12 protein-coding genes are annotated in these 14,657 nt (G+C 72.9%); 9 read left to right on the top strand and 3 right to left on the bottom strand.

Annotation, left to right across the window (positions count from 1 at the left end; genetic code table 11):
• Positions 1 to 330 precede the first annotated feature (330 nt).
• Positions 331 to 1,074, top strand: a complete 744-nt coding sequence (locus HF526_RS05870; protein WP_338051322.1) for a dienelactone hydrolase family protein — start codon at positions 331 to 333, stop codon at positions 1,072 to 1,074.
• A gap of 68 nt (positions 1,075 to 1,142) precedes the next feature.
• On the opposite strand, the gene HF526_RS05865 is transcribed toward HF526_RS05870, so the two are convergent.
• The gene (locus HF526_RS05865) at positions 1,143 to 2,012 is read right to left on the bottom strand and encodes a FadR/GntR family transcriptional regulator (RefSeq protein WP_169380230.1); all 870 of its coding nucleotides are present in this window, start codon (positions 2,010 to 2,012) and stop codon (positions 1,143 to 1,145) included.
• Between the two features lie 140 nt (positions 2,013 to 2,152).
• Between HF526_RS05865 and HF526_RS05860 the strand changes: the two genes are divergently transcribed.
• From HF526_RS05860 to HF526_RS05825, 8 genes are all read left to right on the top strand, one after another.
• On the top strand, positions 2,153 to 3,076 hold the full coding sequence (locus tag HF526_RS05860; protein ID WP_338051321.1) for an HpcH/HpaI aldolase/citrate lyase family protein: 924 nt from the start codon (positions 2,153 to 2,155) through the stop codon (positions 3,074 to 3,076).
• 148 nt (positions 3,077 to 3,224) lie between these two features.
• A complete protein-coding gene (locus HF526_RS05855; RefSeq protein WP_169380229.1) occupies positions 3,225 to 4,631 on the top strand; it encodes an MFS transporter in 1,407 nt (468 codons plus the stop codon).
• Between the two features lie 36 nt (positions 4,632 to 4,667).
• Positions 4,668 to 5,192: a MaoC/PaaZ C-terminal domain-containing protein gene (locus HF526_RS05850; protein WP_338051320.1), complete on the top strand. Its 525-nt coding sequence runs from the start codon at positions 4,668 to 4,670 to the stop codon at positions 5,190 to 5,192.
• The gene (locus HF526_RS05845; protein WP_169380227.1) at positions 5,189 to 6,394 is read left to right on the top strand and encodes a CoA transferase; all 1,206 of its coding nucleotides are present in this window, start codon (positions 5,189 to 5,191) and stop codon (positions 6,392 to 6,394) included. Before HF526_RS05850 ends, HF526_RS05845 begins: the two co-directional genes overlap by 4 nt.
• A gap of 1 nt (position 6,395) precedes the next feature.
• Positions 6,396 to 7,559 (top strand): acyl-CoA dehydrogenase family protein, encoded by a 1,164-nt coding sequence (locus tag HF526_RS05840; protein ID WP_169380226.1) that lies wholly within the window; start codon positions 6,396 to 6,398, stop codon positions 7,557 to 7,559.
• A gap of 40 nt (positions 7,560 to 7,599) precedes the next feature.
• On the top strand, positions 7,600 to 9,195 hold the full coding sequence (locus tag HF526_RS05835) for an amidase (RefSeq protein ID WP_338051319.1): 1,596 nt from the start codon (positions 7,600 to 7,602) through the stop codon (positions 9,193 to 9,195).
• A gap of 57 nt (positions 9,196 to 9,252) precedes the next feature.
• Positions 9,253 to 10,635, top strand: coding sequence for an MmgE/PrpD family protein (locus HF526_RS05830; protein WP_169380225.1), 1,383 nt, complete (start codon positions 9,253 to 9,255; stop codon positions 10,633 to 10,635).
• Positions 10,628 to 11,728 (top strand): LLM class flavin-dependent oxidoreductase, encoded by a 1,101-nt coding sequence (locus HF526_RS05825; RefSeq protein ID WP_169380224.1) that lies wholly within the window; start codon positions 10,628 to 10,630, stop codon positions 11,726 to 11,728. The genes HF526_RS05830 and HF526_RS05825 overlap by 8 nt, the downstream gene beginning before the upstream one ends.
• A gap of 194 nt (positions 11,729 to 11,922) precedes the next feature.
• On the opposite strand, the gene HF526_RS05820 is transcribed toward HF526_RS05825, so the two are convergent.
• Positions 11,923 to 12,906, bottom strand: a complete 984-nt coding sequence (locus tag HF526_RS05820) for a zinc-binding dehydrogenase (protein WP_169380223.1) — start codon at positions 12,904 to 12,906, stop codon at positions 11,923 to 11,925.
• 49 nt (positions 12,907 to 12,955) lie between these two features.
• Positions 12,956 to 14,614, bottom strand: a complete 1,659-nt coding sequence (locus HF526_RS05815) for a class I adenylate-forming enzyme family protein (RefSeq protein ID WP_211176822.1) — start codon at positions 14,612 to 14,614, stop codon at positions 12,956 to 12,958.
• Positions 14,615 to 14,657 lie beyond the last annotated feature (43 nt).

Raw genomic sequence — 14,657 nt, 5'->3', positions numbered from 1 at the left:
TTCACCGGAGGCTGCCGGCACTCGGCCCGATGGGCCGCATGCTCGGCCGCAATTCCGGGGGGCTGGACCCGGCAGCGACTCGCTTGACGATTGAAAACTCTGATGTTAAGCGTCAGGGCGCGACCAAAGATGGTTCGTGGCCACTCATCCGGCGAGCGGCTCGCTGCGCCGTGACCGGTGGAGCGCCGGTGCCCCGGGAGCCGTCACTCGATCACCCGCACCCGACGCAGAACGAGACGCTCGGCGAGGGGTTCCTGGCTCTTGCGGGCCCGTCGCTGCACGCGCATGGTTAATCAGCGCAACGATCCGTCGAGCCCCCGGGAGGGCCGCGTGCCACGCATCGACGTCGAGATTCCGGCTCCGGACGGCCGGTGCCCCGCCACCCTGCACCTGCCCGACGGCGACGGGCCCTGGCCCGCGGTCCTCATGTTCCCCGACGCGGGCGGGGCCCGGGAGACGTTCCGCGAGATGGCCGACCGGCTCGCGGCGACGGGGTACGCGACCCTGCTGCCCGACGTCTACTACCGGGCGGGGGACTGGGCGCCGTTCGACATGGCGACCGCGTTCAGCGACCCGGGGGAGCAGGCACGGCTCGGCGAGCTGATGGGCGGGCTCACGCGGGAGCGGATCGTCGCCGACTCCGGGGCGTTCCTGGAGTTCCTGCTCTTGCGGCCGGAGGTCACCGGGGCCGCGGTCGGCACCACCGGGTACTGCATGGGCGGGCGGATGTCGCTGATCGCCGCCGCGGCGCACCCGGACCGGATCGCGGCGGCGGCGTCGTTCCACGGCGGGCGGCTCGCCGTCGCCGACGACCCCGAAAGTCCGCACCGCGCCGCCGACCGCATCAGGGCGACCGTCTACGTCGCCGTCGCCGTCGACGACGGATCGTTCACCGAGGAGCAGGCCGAGTTGCTGGGGAAGGCGCTGTCCGCCGCGGGGGTGGAGCACGTGATCGAGTTCTACCCGGCCCACCACGGGTTCGCGGTGCCGGACAACCCCACCTACGACCCGGACGCCGCGGCCCGGCACCGGGCCGCGCTCGAGGAGCTGTACCGCGCCCACCTTCCGGGCTGATCGGTGCCGGCCCCGGCCGTGGCTCGCCGACGGCGCGGCGGCCCTCTCGGACCTCGGTCACGCCGGCGTCACGGACAGGGGCGACCCCGCCAGCTACCGGGATGCTCGTACAGCTCCCGCAGGTCGAGCAGGTGATTGCGCATGGCCTCCTCGGCCTCGGCGGCCTCGCCGCGGGCAATGTGCTCGGCGATGGTGGCGTGGCAGGCGTCGACCTCGTCCCACTGTTCCCGGGCGACGGCGGCGCGGTCGAGCCGGGTACGCAGGACGTCGCTGACCGGCTGGCCCATCATCGTGAACATCAGGTTCCCGGTGGCCATGAGGATCATCGTGTGGAAGTCCATGTGCGAGACGAATCCGCTGGGGTCGCGCGGGTCCTGCGGGGCCTCGGCGGCGGCCCGCAATGCCTGGACGGTCTCCTCGTCGGCACGCTGGGCGGCGAGCCGGGCGGCGACGGGTTCGAGCAGCAGGCGGGCCTCGAGCAGGTCGGCGATCTGCAGCTGCGGGGTGGCCACCAGCACTCCGAGCGCGCCGCCGACGTCCTCGACCAGCTTGGCCGGGTCCGGTGCGGCGACGAACGAGCCGCCCTGCACCCCCCGCCGCGTCTCGATCAGGTGCTGGCTGGTCAGAGCGCGCAGCGCCTCCCGGACGGTGGATCGGCTGACGCCGAACATCCTGGTCAGCTCCGCCTCCGCGGGCAGCCGGGTGCCGGGTTCGAGGATGCCTCGCATGATCTGGGAGCGGAGCTCGTCGGCCACCTGCTGGTAGGCCGGCCGCACCCGCTGGACGCGCAGCTGCGCGATGGGCGCCCCGGAGCGCCGTGACCCCGAGGCGGCGTTGGTACCAGGGCGATCGGTGTGGTTGAGCGCTTCGTGGTCCGCCGGGTCGGGGCCGCCGCCCGGGGGAGCCGCGGTGCCGCGGCGGTCCGGAATCGGGGCCATGTGATCACGCTCCGGGAAAGGTCTCGTCGCCCCGGCGGGGACGTGGGCGGGTCGGTACGGGGTCGGCAGCGGGCGGAGCCCGGCGGACCGTCGCGTGAGGGCAGCCTACCGACAGCACAGCTGGACCGGAGCGGGCCGTCGTGAAAACGTCAGACATCGTGATCATCACGCCGCCCGCAGCACGGGCCGATCTGCTCGCCACCCGCACCCTGCTCTTCGTCCCCGGCGACCGTCCCGAGCGCTTCGCCAAGGCCGCCTCGGCCGGGGCCGATCTCGTCGTGCTCGACCTGGAGGACGCCGTCGCGCCCGAGGCCAAGTCCGCCGCGCGGGCGGCCGTGCGCGAGTGGCTGGCCTCCGGTCACCCGGGGATGGTGCGGGTCAACCCGCCCGGCACCGACTGGTTCGCCGACGACGTCGACGCCGTGACCGACGCCGCCCGGGCGGCCGGTGGGGTCCCCGGGCCGGTGATGCTGCCCAAGGCGCAGGACCCGGCCGACGTCGCCGCCCTCGTGTCGGCGCTGGGCCCGTCCGCGCAGGTCGTTCCGCTGATCGAGACTGCGCTCGGGGTGCACCGCGCCATCGAGGTCTGCGGGGTCGCGGGCGTCGTCCGAGCCGGATTCGGCAGCGTCGACCTGGCGGCCGAGCTGGGGGTCGACCCGGTCGACCGGGACGCGCTGCGGTACGCGCGCTCGGCCCTCGTGCTCGGCGCGCGAGCCGCGGGAGCGGGTGCGCCCATCGACGGCGTGACGACGGCGGTGCGGGACGAGGAACTCCTGCTCGCCGACTGCGCCCACGGCCTGTCCCTGGGCTTCACCGCGAAGATGTGCATCCACCCGGCGCAGGTCGGGCCGGTCGCGGCGGCCTTCTCCCCGCCGCCGGAGCAGGTTGCCTGGGCACGATCGGTGGTCCAGGCCTCGGCTGCGGGTGGGGTCGCCGTCCTCGACGGGAGGATGATCGACAAGCCCGTGGTGGACCGGGCGCGGGCGCTGCTGTTGCGTGCCGGCGAGCCCGTCCGAGCCGTCGATCCAGCGGCGACCGCATCGCCGCAACCCCTTGTCGTGTAAGCGTCTGATATTTAGCGTGCAGCTGTGACCGCGGACTTGTCCGGGTCGCCCCCGTGCGTCGCGGCGCGGGGTGGGACGAGCGCGCACCGCCGCGCGCCGAGGGGAGCTCGCGATGTCGCCAGGCCCGTCTCGACCCACCGGCACCAGCATGGGTCCGGCCGGCCCCTCGGCCGTCCCGGCCGCCGGCACTGGGATCGTCGATCTCGCCGCCCGGCTCGACCGGATCCCGGTCGTCACGCCGACGCACCGCCGCTGGGTGGGGCTGCTCGGCTTGCTGTTCGTCTTCGATCTCGTGGATCTCAACTCGTTCGCCTACGCCGCTCCGGCGCTGCGCAGCGAGTGGGGGCTGTCGATCGGAGGCGTCGGAGCGATCACCTCGGCGGGCTTCGTCGGGATGTTCCTCGGCGCCATCGTCGGCGGCCGGCTGTCCGATCGCGTCGGCCGGCGCCCGGTGCTGATCGGCGCCGCGTTCTTCTACTCGCTGTTCTCGCTGCTCAGCGTGTTCTCTACCGGTCCGTGGATGCTCGGGGCGCTGCGCGTGCTCACCGGGTTCGGGCTGCAGGCGATGACCGGCGTGCTGCTGGTCTGGGTGAGCGAGATGTTCCCGCGGTCGTTACGCGGCCGCTACCAGGCGCTCCTGCTGGCCATCGGGCTCGCCGGCGTGCCGATCGCGGCGTGGGTGGCCCGGCTCGTCGTCCCGATGGGGCACGGGGCCTGGCGGTGGATCTTCGTGGTCGGCGCACTGGGCGCCGTCGGCGGCGTGATCGCGCTGCGCACCCTGCCCGAGTCGGTGCGGTGGCGCGCGGGGCACGGGCGCACCGGTGACCCTCGGGAGGAGGAGCTGGTCGCGATCATGGAACGGCAGGCCGAGGCGCGCACCGGCGAGCCGCTGCCGGCGCCGGTTGCGGACCGCCCGATCGTCCCGGGCCGGCTGACCGAGCTGCTGCGCGGCGCGACCCTGCGCAAGACGGTCGTGGCCTCCCTCGCGTGCGTCTTCTTGATCCTGTCCTTCTACGGGTTCAGCTCCTGGGTGCCGACCCTGCTCGTCGAGCGCGGCTACACCACGGCGCAGAGCCTCACGTACTCGTCGATCCTCGCCATCGCCGCCGTGCCGGGCGCGCTGCTCGCGATGCCGATCATCGACCGGTTCGAGCGCAAGACGGTGATCCTCGGGATCGAGGTCGTCGTCGCGGTGCTCCTGCTGCTGTTCGGGCTCATCGACCACCCGGCCGCAATCATCGGGTGCGGCTTCGGTGCCGCCCTGCTGATGCAGACCGGCGTCGCGACGCTCTACACCTACATCGCCGAGGTGTTCCCGCTGCACCTGCGCGGGCTCGGCTCCGGCATCGCGAACGGGTCGGGCCGTCTGGCGGGCGTGCTCGGCGGCTTCGGAGTCGCCGCGCTGTACTCGGGGATGGGCCTGACCGCCGTCTATGCCTACATCGCGATCGCCGCCCTGCTCATGGGGCTGGTGATGGCGCTGTTGGGGACCGCACCACGAACCGCCGGCTCGAGGAGATCGAGCGCGGTTGACCAAGAATTGTCAGATGTTTAGCGTCGGATGGCGAACGCGGACGAAGGAGTGAGCGGCGTGACGGTGAAGCCCGGCTGGCAGGGACGCTTCTACGAGGACTTCGAGATCGGGGACGTTTACCAGCACCCGCTGGGCCGCACGATCACCGAGACGGACAACATCTGGTTCACGCTGCTGACGATGAACACCAACCAGGCGCACTTCAACGCGCAGGTGGGGCAGTCATCGGAGTTCGGCCGGATGCTGGTGGTGTCCCCACTGACGATCGCGATCGCGATGGGGCAGTCGGTCACCGACACCACCCAGAACGCCTTCGCGAACCTGGGCGTCGACGAACTGAAGCTGACCGCGCCGGTGTTCGCCGGCGACACGATCTGGTCGGAGTCGATCGTGTTGTCCAAGCGGGAGTCGGGGTCCCGGGCGCACGCCGGGATCGTCTCGATCAAGACCCGGACGCTGAACCAGGACGCGGTCGAGGTGCTGTCCTTCAAGCGCACCTTCTACGTGCACAAGCGGGACACCGACGGCGCGAAGTCGCTGTTCCCGCAGGCCGCCGAGCCGCTCACGCTGGAGAACCCGTGAGGCCGCTCGAGGACGTCAGGATCGTCTCGCTCGAGCAGTACGGGGCCGGCCCGTTCGGCTCGATGCACCTGGCCGAGCTGGGCGCGGAGATCATCAAGGTGGAGGACCCCTCGGTCGGCGGCGACGTCGGCCGGGCGATCCCGCCCTACGCCGAGGGCGGCGACTCGCTGTTCTTCCAGTCCTTCAACCGGGACAAGACCTCGATCACCCTGGACATCCGCACGCCGCTGGGCCGCGCGGTGTTCGAGGACCTGGTCCGGACCGCCGACGCCGTGTACTCCAACCTGCGCGGCGACGTCCCGGAGAAGCTCGGGATCCGCTACGACGATCTGAAGGACGTCAACCCGAGGATCGTCTGCTGCTCGCTGACCGGCTTCGGGATGACGGGGCCGCGGTCGAAGGAGCCCGGCTACGACTACGTGCTGCAGGCGCTGGGCGGATGGATGTCGCTGACCGGAGAGCCGGGCGGGGCGCCGCAGAAGACCGGGCCCTCGCTCGTGGACTACTGCGGCGGGTACGTCGCGGCGATCTCGCTGCTGGCCGCGATCCACGCGGCCCGCCGCGACGGTGTCGGGACCGACTGCGACCTCTCGCTGTACGACACGGCGGTCAGCCTGCTGGCCTACCCGGGCACCTGGCATCTGACCGCGGGCTACCGGCCCACGCGGACGCGGCACTCCGCGCACCCGTCGCTGATCCCGTTCCAGGCCTTCGAGGCGGCCGATGGCTGGCTGGTCGTGGGATGCGCGAAGGAGAAGTTCTGGCATCGGCTCACCGCGGTGATGGACCGCCCGGAGCTGGCCGACGACCCGCGGTTCGCGACCTTCGCCGACCGCAACCGCAACCGGGAGGTGATCGTGCCGCTGCTGGAGGAGATCTTCCGGACGCGGACGGTCGCGGGCTGGCTCGCACCGATGTACGCGGCGTCGATCCCGTGCGCCCCGATCAACGACGTCGCGGGCGCCCTGGCCGACCCGCACACGCTCGAGCGGGACCTGATCGCCGAGACGGCCCACCCGGTGTTCGGGACGGTGCGCAGCCTGCGCAGCGCGGTGCGGGTGGGCCGGCCGGGGGCGGACCGGGCGCCGACGCGCAGCGCCCCGCCGATGGGTGCCGACACGGACCGCGTGCTGCGGGCACTGGGTTACGACGACGACAAGATCGCCGCGCTGCGCGAGGCCGGCGCGCTGGGAAAGGGCTGACGTGGACTTCCAGTTGAACGACGAGCAGCGGCTCTTCCGGGACACGCTGCGGGACTTCGTCGACTCCGAGATCGTGCCGGTCGCACGGGACTGGGAGCACTCCGGGCGCTACCCGACGGAGATCGTCGAGGGGATGAAGCAGCTCGGCCTGTTCGGGCTGGCCGTGCCGGAGGAGTACGGCGGGCTGGCCGCGGACACGGTGTCGTTCGCGTTGACCTTCGAGGAGATCTCGCGGGGCTGGATGGGGATCGCCGGCATCCTCGGCAGCCATTCCGTCTCGTGCTTCATGCTCGCCCGGCACGGCACCGAGGAGCAGAAGGCGAAGTACCTGCCGGACCTGGCCACCGGGAAGCGCCGCACCGGGATCGCGCTGACCGAGCCCGGCGCGGGGACCGACCTGCAGGGCATCCGGACCACGGCCCGCCGCGAGGGCGACGAGTACGTGGTCAACGGGACCAAGATGTGGATCACCAACGCCCGGTACGCCGACCCGCTGCCGGTGCTGGTGAAGACCGATCCGACGGCCGCACCCGCGCACAAGGGCATGAGCATCCTCCTGGTCGAGGCCGGGACGCCCGGGTTCGAGGTCACTGCCGACATCGGCAAACTCGGCTACAAGGGCACCGAGTCCTGCGAAGTCGTGCTGACCGACGTCCGGGTGCCGGCCTCGCAGCTGCTCGGCGGCGTCGAGGGGCGCGGCATGCAGCAGGCGCTGTCCTCGCTGGAGACCGGCCGGATCAACATCGCCGCCCGCAGCGTGGGCATCGCCCAGCGTGCCTACGACGAGGCGCTGAACTACGCCCGTGAGCGCACCGCGTTCGGGCAGGCCATCGGGGAGTTCCAGGCCGTGCAGATGCGGCTGGCGGAGATCGCCGTCCGGTTGCAGGCGGCGCGGCTGATGACGTACTGGGCGGCCTCCCGGATGGACGACGGCGTCCGGATGGACACCGAGTCCGGGATGGCGAAGATCTTCGCCTCCGAGCAGGCGCTGGCCTGCGCAACCGACGCGATGCGCATCCACGGCGGATACGGCTACTCGACGGAGTTCGAGGTCGAGCGGCTCTACCGGGACGCGCCGCTGATGTCGATCGGCGAGGGCACGAACGACGTGCTGCGCGGCGTCGTCGCGAAGTCACTGCTGGCGGGCAAGGCGGTGATCCGATGAGGGCTCGGCTCGCCGGGGGCCGAGCCGAGAGGCGCGCGCGGTGAGCTCCGTGGAGGAGCTCGGCGCCCTCGCGGCCCGGCTCGGGTACACCCTCGACCCCTGCCAGGTGAAGGACATGTCCGAGGCGGTGGCGGGCGCGGAGCCCGCCGCCGCGGTCCTCCGAGCCCTCCCGGTCCGCCCGGAGGATGCCGATCCGATGCGCGGTGACGCCTGGCTGTCCGGCCGGGTGAGTGCGAGTGGCCCTTCGCGCGCACGAGCCGCGGAGACCGGCGAGTTCGGCGACGTCGCTCGGGATCTGCGCGGCACGGTGTCCGCGCGCGACCGGGTGGGTGAGGCGCTGGACCGGCTGGGCCGGCTGCACGCCGAGCTGAACTGCACGATCCGGGTGCTGCGCGAGCGGGCGCTCGACATGGCCGCCGAGTCCGACCGGCGGGAGGTGCCGCGGCTGCTCGAGGGTGTGCCGTTCGCGGTCAAGGACGTGATCGACGTCGAGGGCGTGCCCACCACCGCCGCCTCCCGGACCCGGGCGGACGCACCGCCCGCGACGGAGTCCGCGACGGTCGTCGCCCGGCTGGAGGCGCACGGGGCCATCCCGATCTCTAAGGACGCCACCACCGAGTTCGCGGTCGGCGGCCCGCACCCGCCGCTGACCGGTGCCTGCCGCAACCCCTGGGACCGCGAGCGGTGGGCCGGGGGGTCCTCGACCGGCACGGCTGCGGCGGTGGCAGCCGGGGTGGTGCCGTTCGGCCTCGGGACGGACGTCGGCGGCTCGATCCGATTGCCCGCGGCCTGGTGCGGCCTCACCGGGCTCAAGCCGACGGCGGGGGCGATCCCGCGCACCGGCGTCGTCCCGCTGTCCTGGACCACGGAGGCCGTGGGCCCGCTCGCCCGCGACGCCCGTACGGTCGCGCTGCTCTTCGCTCTGCTCCGGGGCCCGGACGGGCGGGACCTGCGGGTCCGGGAAAGTCCGTTCGAGTCGGGCGACGCCACCGACCTGCGCGGGCTGCGGATCGCCCTGCCCGGGGGCTACCTCACCGAGCTCTGCGACGCGGCGGTCCGAGCCGGGGTCGCGCACCTCGCCGACGTCCTCGCCGACGCGGGCGCCGAGATCGTCCCCGGCGAGATCCCCTCCGCCGCGCAGGCCCTGCCCATCGGCTACCAGATCGTGTTCACCGAGGCCGCGGCACTGCACCGGATCGACGCCGCCCGCTGGTGCGACTACGACCCGGTGACCGTGAAGCGGATCAGCCAGGGGATCGCGACCCCGGCGAGTGACTACCTGCGCGCCTTGCAGTTCCGCGCCGAGTTGCAGGCCGAGCTCGACGCCGTGTTCGCGCGCGCCGACCTCGTCGTCGTCCCGACCACGCCGGCCACCGCACCGCGGCTGCCCGACTGCACCGTGACCGTCGACGGTGAGCAGTACCCGCTCTACGCGGCGCAGTCCCGCGCCACGATGCTGGGCAACCTCACCGGCGCCCCCGGCCTCGCCGTCCCGACCGGGCTCGCGCCGGACGGGTGCCCGGTCTCCGCTCTGCTGATCGCCCCGCCGCACGGCGAGGCGACCGCGCTGCGGGCCGCCCAGCTCTTCCAGGACCGCACGGACCACCACACCCGGATGCCTCCGATCGCGGTCTGACCCTCCCGCAATGCATACGTCCGACGTATTGTTCGTTCTCGACCAGGAGGCTCACCGATGACCCTCAGCCCCGCCCGCACCGCGCTCGCCGGGCAGGTCGGCGAGTTCGCCGCCCGCGCCGAGCTGTCCGATGTGCCCGCCGAGGTGGCCGAGCGGGCCCGTCACCTGGTCCTCGACGCCGTCGGGCTGGCCTTCGCCTCGACCGCCTACGGGTTCCCGGCCGTCGCGCTGGAGGCGCTGTCGGCATTCGGCGGCGGCACCCACCCGGTGCTCGGCATGCCGGACCGGCTCTCCCCGCGCGACGCCGCGGTGCTCAACGGCGTGCTGATCCACGGCATGGATTTCGACGACACCCACATCTCCGCCGTCACGCACGTCTCGGCGGCCGCCCTCCCGGCCGCGCTGTCCGCGGCGGTGAGCCGGGGTGCCACCACCGCCGACCTGCTGCTGGCGTACATCCTCGGCGTCGAGGTGTCGGCGCGGGTCGGGATCGGCGGCGCGGGCGGGTTCCACGACGTGGGCTTCCATCCGACGGCCGTGGCCGGCGCCTTCGGCGCCGCGGTGGCGGCTGGGAAGATCGCCGGGCTGGATCCGGACGGGTTCGCCGCCGCTCAGGGCGTCGTCGGGTCGATGAGCGCGGGCCTGCTCGAGTTCCTGGCCGACGGAGCCTGGACCAAACGCCTGCACCCGGGCTGGGCGGCGATGTCCGGGCTGACCGCGGCGAGCTTCGCCAAGGCCGGATGGAGCGGGCCGCCGGCGGTCTACGAGGGCCGCTTCGGGCTCTACAACACCCATCTCGCCGGGCGCGTGACCCACCCCGGGGCCGTGGGGGAGGCGCTGGGAAAGACCTGGGAGCTGGTCCGCACGGCCGTCAAGCCGTACCCGATCTGCCACTTCATCCACGCGTTCGCCGACGCGGTGCTCGCCCTGCGTCCCGAGATCGGCGACACGAGGATCGCCGAGGTCCGCTGCGCGATCCACCCGGTGCCCGGCAAGGTCGTCTGCGAGCCGCCGGAGGCGAAGTGGGTCCCGCGCGACGAGTACGACGCCAAGTTCAGCCTGCCGTACGTCGTCGCCGCGGCGCTGACCCGCGGGCGGTTCACCCTCGCCGAGCTGGAGGACGACGCCCTCGGCGATGCCGGCATCCTCGCCCTCGCCCAGAAGGTTCGGGTCTCCGACGACCCGGACAGCGCGTTCCCCGCCGCCTACTCCGGCGCCGTCGAGATCGAGTTGGCCGACGCCCGGGTGCTGCGCCACCGCGAGCAGGTCAACCGCGGGCACGACGAGCGGCCGCTGACCAACGCCGAGATCGTCGCCAAGTTCCGGGAGACGATCGGCCGGGTCGCGTCCGCGGCGACAGCGGACCGCGTGCTCAACGCCGTGCTGTCGCTCGGTGACGGCACCCCTGCCGTCGACTTCGCGGAGGCCTGCCGTGCGTGACGGGCGCGTCGAGGTCGGGGTGTTCCTCACCCACCAGCAGCCCGCGGGCCGCGACCCCCTCGAGGCGCTGTACGAGCAGCTCTCGCTGGTCCGGGCCGCGCGCGACGGCGGGCTGGACTCGGTGTTCGCCGGCCAGCACCACCTGTCGGAGACGTTCTCGCACATCCAGCCGCTGCCGTGGCTGGCCCGGCTCGCCGCCGACGCCGGCGACATGCGCATCGGCACCGGTATCCACCTGCTCGCACTGCACAACCCCGTGGACACGGCGGAGAACTTCGCCAGCCTCGACGCCGTGTGCGGCGGCCGCTCGATCTTCGGCGTCGGGCTGGGATACCGCGAGGTGGAGTACGCGGCGTTCGGGATCCCTGCGGGGGAGAAGGTCCGGCGGTTCACCGAGAACCTGCGGATCGTCGAGGAACTGTGGTCCGGCGAGCCGGTGCACGCCGACAACCCGTGGTGCCGGCTCGACGGTGTCCGGGCCACCACCCTGCCGCGGAACCGCCCGCCGATCTGGATGGCCGCGAACTCCGACGCCGCCGTCCGCCGTGCCGCCCGCCTCGCCGACACCTGGATGATCAACCCGCACGCCACGGCGTCGACGATCCGGCGCCAGCTCGGCCTCTTCCACGCCGAGCGGATCGCCGCGGGCCGCGGGCCGGTGCACGAGCTGCCGCTGATGCGGGAGGTCTACTGCGCACCGACCCGGGAGCGCGCGCTGGAGCTCGCGCGGCCCCACCTGGCCGCCAAGTACGCGGTCTACGCCGACTGGGGCCAGGACCGGGTCATGCCCGGGAAGGAGTCGTTCCGAACCGATTACGCGGATCTCGCGGAGGACCGGTTCGTGGTCGGCTCTCCGCAGGACTGCCTCGCGGCGCTGCTGCCGTGGCGCGACGAGATCGGCGTCGACCACTTCGTGCTCCGCACGGACTGGGCCGGCATGCCGGTCGCCGACGCGCTCGCCTCGCTCGAGCTGATCGCCCGCGAGGTGGCTCCGGTTCTGCGGTCCTCTCCGGCCGGAGCACGTCCCCGGGAGCGGAAGGACGGCACCGGGATCTCGGCGTCGTCATCCCCATCGTCGACGGCGCCTGGCTGATCGCGGAGAACGTCCGACGTACATGCTGTCCGCCGCCCTGAACCAGCGGGTCGTGCAGGAGGCCGAGGCGCAGGGCGACGTCGCGCCCGGCCTGGCCCACAGGTGCCACCGGTCGGTCGGCAGTCGGGGTGAGGGCGTCGGCGAGGAGGGCCGGCCGACCGTCGTGGTCGGCAGCAGAACGACGGTGAAGGCCATCAGGTGGGCAGCAACACCTGACGACTCGTGGCCCCACCCGCCTGCACCGCGCGAAACGCGACCTTCCAGTCCGCCAACGGAACCGTCGTGCTCAGCGGCGCCGCCACCAGGCCCTGCTCGTGGAATGTGAAGACCTCCCGGTAGCACTCGGCGACCAGTTCGGGCATCCGCTTGCGGTAGTCGCTGATCTGCAGACCGGAGACCTCGATGTTCTTCAGCAGCGGATAGTTGGCCTTCAGTACCGGGATGCGCCCGGCCGCGAACCCGATGACCACGAGCCGGCCCCGCCAGGCCAGCGAGCGGACCGCCCCGTCGAACGGGTCGCCGCCGAGCGGGTCGATCACGATGTCGACACCTACCCCGTCGGTCGCCGCCAGTACCTGAGTGCGGACGGACTCGCGCAGGTCGGGCCGGGAGAGGTCGATCATCGCGTCGGCTCCGGCGGCTGCCGCCGGTGCGAACCGCTCGGGGCGCGAGACTCCGGCCAGCACGAGCCCGGCGCCCATCGCTCTGGCGAGCTGCACGGCGGCCAGGCCGACCGCACCGGTGGCGCCGAGCACGAGGACGGTCTCACCGGGGCGGATGCGGGCACGGTCGCGCAGCGCCATCCAGGCGGTGTCGAATCCCAGCGACATCGCCGCGGCGTCGACGAACGCCAGCGCGTCGGGCAGCCGGTACACCTGCCGGTGGTCGACGGCCGTCAGCTCGGCGTAGCCGCCGTACTCGGCCATGGCCAGTACCCGGTCGCCCGGCGCGAGCCCGGCCACCCCGGGGCCGACTTCTCGCACCACACCGCTGGGCCCCTTGCCCGGGACGTAGGGCAACACCGGCTTGAACTGGTACTCGCCGCGGAAGGTCACGAGGTCGACGTAGTTGACGGGCGCGGCGCGGACCTCGACCAGGACCTCGCCCTCGCCGGGACGCGGGTCCTCCCGTTCCTCCAGCCGGGCCTTGTCCAGGTTGCCGAACTCGTGGACGGTCACCGCGCGCACTGTGCCGTTCCCTTCCGTGGGGTGCTGCGGAGGACGGCGATCACGAGCGGACCGCCGGGGTGAAGCGGACCGAGGAGGGTGTCACCCGGCCTTCGTCGACCCATTCGACGAGCCGGCGCTTGAGGATCTTCCCGGAGGGCATCAGTGGGATCTCGTCGAGCGCGAGGAAGTACTCCGGCATGTCGTACTTGGACAGGCCGGACTCGTCCAGGTGGCGCAGCAGACCGTCGGCGTCCACCTGCTGGCCGGGCAGTGGCTTGACCACCAGGCAGACCCGCTCGCCGAGCCGCTCGTCGGGCACGCCGATGACGGCGGCCTTGTCCACCCCGGCATGGCGCATCGCAAAGTTCTCGATCTTGGCAGGGAAGATGTTGTGCCCGCCGCGGATGATGACGTCCTTCTTGCGGCCGGTGATTCGCAGGTAGCCGGCCTCGTCCAGCCAGCCGAGGTCCCCGGTCATGAACCAGCCGTCGGCGTTGAACGAGTCCTCGGTGGCGGCCTGGTCGTCGAAGTAGCCGAGCATGAGCGACGCGCCGCGAGCGCCGATCTGCCCGATCTCGCCGGGCGGCAGCACCTGGTCCGGGTCCTCCTGGGAGAAGATCGTGACCTCGTAACCGGCACAGGCCCGGCCCGAGGTCTCCACGATGAGCGCGGGGGCGTCGTCCGGGACGGTGTAGTGGTGCGACCCCGCCTCGGTCATGCCGTAGCCGCTCTGCGGGACGATGCCGAGGTCGAGCAGCCCCTGGGCGACGACCGGCGGGACCGGGGCGCCGGAGACGCGGAAGCCGCGCACCGACGGCAGCCCGGTGCCGGGTCGCTCGCGCAACTCGGCCAGCAGGTCGATCGCGTGCGTGGGCACCCCGAACACGAACGACGCGCCGACCTCGCGCAGCCGGTCGGCGAGGCTCGCGCCACGGGGCAGGTCGTGCACCACGAACTCGCCTCCCCCGGCCAGCGTCATGATCATGGCGCCGAGGCCGAGGTTGTGGCTCAGCGGGGACAGCGAGTAGACGCACATCCCGGCGTCCAGCGCCCAGTCGCCGGCCATCGCCCGCGCGGGGGCAAGCAGAGTGTTGTCGGAGTGCATGACCCCCTTGGGCGCTCCGGTGGTGCCCGAGGTGAAGGCCAGGTAGACGACGGTGTCGGGGTCGGTGCGGACCGGCGCCTCGGCGGCCGGGGCGGGTAGCTCGGGAAGGACGGCGGCGGAACCGTCCCGCGGCGTCAGGGGCAGCGCCAGCCGCAGGCCGGGGAGGTCGCGGACCTCGGCGAACACGTCGTGGCGGTCGGCGTCGGCACCGTACCCGACCTCGGCGATCAGCGCGGCCGCGCGCATCCGTCGCAGGAGTTCGACGATCTCGCCCACGGTGTGGTCACGGTGCAGCGAGGGGCACGCGACGTAGCCGTTGCGCGAGCAGGCCAGCAGCGCCACCGCCGTCTCGAGGCGGCTCGGCAGCCAGACCGCGACGCGCTGGCCGGGGCGGACCCGGTGCCCGTACAGCGTGGCGGCGAGCCGGTCGGCGGCGTCGACGAGCTCGGCGTAGGTGACCTGACGGTCCCGCTCGCGGACCGCGACCTTGTGCGGGGTGCGATCGGCGTGCTCGCGGACGAGGCCGTAGATCGTGCTGTCACGCCAGTGGCCGGCCGCCCGGAAGGCCCGGATCCGCTCGCTGCTCAGCGAGGTCAGCATCGTGTTGATCATGTTTGTCTTTCCTGTCGGGGTGTCCGGCCGGGCCGCTGCCACG

This window comes from Pseudonocardia acidicola (assembly GCF_012911935.1).
GTDB classification, from domain to species: domain Bacteria; phylum Actinomycetota; class Actinomycetes; order Mycobacteriales; family Pseudonocardiaceae; genus Pseudonocardia; species Pseudonocardia acidicola.
This window is presented reverse-complemented; position numbering and strand designations above follow the sequence as displayed.

What these genes read in the sequence shown, in the direction of transcription:
- HF526_RS05830 (WP_169380225.1), top strand. Translation starts at nt 9,253, where the DNA reads ATGACCCTCAGCCCCGCCCGCACCGCGCTCGCCGGGCAGGTCGGCGAG.
- HF526_RS05855 (WP_169380229.1), top strand. Translation starts at nt 3,225, where the DNA reads ATGGGTCCGGCCGGCCCCTCGGCCGTCCCGGCCGCCGGCACTGGGATC.
- HF526_RS05865 (WP_169380230.1), bottom strand. Translation starts at nt 2,012, where the DNA reads ATGGCCCCGATTCCGGACCGCCGCGGCACCGCGGCTCCCCCGGGCGGC.
- HF526_RS05815 (WP_211176822.1), bottom strand. Translation starts at nt 14,614, where the DNA reads ATGATCAACACGATGCTGACCTCGCTGAGCAGCGAGCGGATCCGGGCC.